Genomic DNA, 1,841 nt, shown 5'->3' on the forward strand with positions numbered 1-1,841 from the left:
ACCCCCGTGCCGTCCCGCCCTCCGCCCCCACCACTGCCGTCGTCCACGACGGACAGTCGCAGCAGGGGCGGCCGCCAGTCCAGGGTGACCTCCACGGCGGCCGGGCCCGCGTGCCGGAGGACGTTGGTCAGCGCCTCCTGCACGATGCGGTAGGCGGCGCGGTCCACCTCGCCGTCGAGGGGAACGGGACTACCGGTCACCCTGGTGGTGACGGCGAGGCCGGCCGTCCGGGCCCGGGCGACCAGCGCCGGCAGGCGCCGCAGTCCGGGGGTGTCCTGGCCTGGCTCGGTGTGCCGGAGCACCCCCAGGGTCGCGCGCAGTTCTCGCATCGCGTCCTGACTCGCCTCCCTGACGGCGCGCAACGCGTCCCGGGTCCGCTCGGGCTCCTTGTCGAGCAGGTGGCTCGCCATCCCCGCCTGGACACCGATGACCGAGATGCTGTGGGTGAGCGTGTCGTGGAGTTCCGCCGCGATCCACAACCTCTCCTCGTCGGCCCGCCGGACGGCGGTCTCCTCCCGGGTGCGTTCGGCCTCCGCCCGCCGCAGCTCGACCTCCGCGAGGTGGGCGCGGTGGTGGCGGACAAGCTCCCCGCTGGTGATCGCGGCGAGCAGGTAGCCGGTCATCCACAGGGATCCGGTGGCTACCTGGTCGGCGACGACGACCTCCACGACGAACACGGAGCCCGCGAGGGCGGACGCCGCCGCCCACCCGACCTCGCGGTGACCGAGCCCCACCGCCGTGTGGACCGCCACGAGCACCGGAGCGGCGGCGAACAGGGGCGGGTAGCCGCCCCAGAAGTAGCCGGCGGCGCAGAGGCAGGTCACGGCGGTCACGAGGACCGGCGCCCGACGACGCCAGGCGAGGGACAGGGCGGGCACCGCCAGGAGGACGAACGCGATCAGATCCGGCCGTTCGCCCTGCGGACCGGTCCGCCACAGGATCTCGGTGCCCACCGCGACCGCGCAGGTCAGGGCGACGGCCAGCACCACGTCAGTCGTCCACCCGCTCCGGATCACCGGCCGAGCATAGGGCCGAGGTGATCCGCGGCGCGTCCCTCGGACGAGGTGCCCGCCCCTACTCCGAGGGGAGTACGGGTGACGACGCCGGACCGCGCCAACCTCCCCGGGGAGGTCCCTTGAACCGTCCCGGCGGTGGACGTCCGGTGGAACGCCGACGACGAGACTCGACTCCGCCACCACGACCACCGGAGGGGGAACGGGATGACACGGGAACCGGCGGAGACGCGGCCACGGGGGTCCGGCGCGGTGCGCGACCCCCGGCTGCGAGCCGTCACGGCGTGGGCCTGCCTGGTCTTCACCATCGGCACCGGCCTGCACAACTTCGTCCTGCTGGACGTGGACCTGATGGTGCGGACGATGGTGCTGGCCGGGGCGACCCCCGAACGGGCCTCGGCGGACGCCGCGGGTTTCCTGTCCGGCCTCCAACTGGTGGGAACGCTGTTCGTCCTCGGCAACGCGGTGGGAGTGCTGGCCCACTGGCTGGACCGGGCGTGGCTGTTCTGGTTCGTGGTGGTGGTGAACCTGGGGCAGGCCGCCGGCGTCGTACTCGTGCCGGTCGAGTCGTTGGAGGCCGCCTTCCAGCTGTACGGACCGCTGGGGCTGGTCCCGACCGTGGTCACCGACGGGGGCGCCCTCGTGCTGGTCGCCGTGCTGGCGGTCTCCTACGCCAGGACCAGGGTCCCGTGGGGCCGACGTGTCCAGCCGGCACCCGGAAGGCGCGGCGCACCGCGCCGTTGATGCCCGGGTGGGGCGGACGGAGTGGCGGCGGCCCTCGGAGGCCGGACGGCGACGCCGCGCCAGGGTGGGAGGCCTGGCGCGGTG

At 74.4% G+C, this 1,841-nt stretch carries 2 protein-coding genes; one reads left to right on the top strand and one right to left on the bottom strand.

The genetic code is table 11. The annotated features are described in order from the left end of the window. On the bottom strand, window positions 1-1,016 hold a 1,016-nt coding region (locus ACTIDRAF_RS30860; RefSeq protein WP_157163239.1), incomplete at its 3' end, for a sensor histidine kinase. Between the two features lie 204 nt (window positions 1,017-1,220). On the opposite strand from ACTIDRAF_RS30860, the gene ACTIDRAF_RS0223650 reads away from it, so the two are divergent. Next, entirely contained in the window at window positions 1,221-1,757 is a 537-nt protein-coding gene (locus ACTIDRAF_RS0223650) for a hypothetical protein (protein ID WP_083886628.1), read from the top strand. Window positions 1,758-1,841: the final 84 nt, after the last annotated feature.

Origin of the sequence: Actinoalloteichus spitiensis RMV-1378 (genome assembly GCF_000239155.1) — a bacterium.
Lineage (GTDB): Bacteria > Actinomycetota > Actinomycetes > Mycobacteriales > Pseudonocardiaceae > Actinoalloteichus_B > Actinoalloteichus_B spitiensis.

Bases quoted from the DNA above. Each gene is read 5' to 3' on its own strand.
- ACTIDRAF_RS0223650 (WP_083886628.1), top strand. From the start codon at position 1,221: ATGACACGGGAACCGGCGGAGACGCGGCCACGGGGGTCCGGCGCGGTG.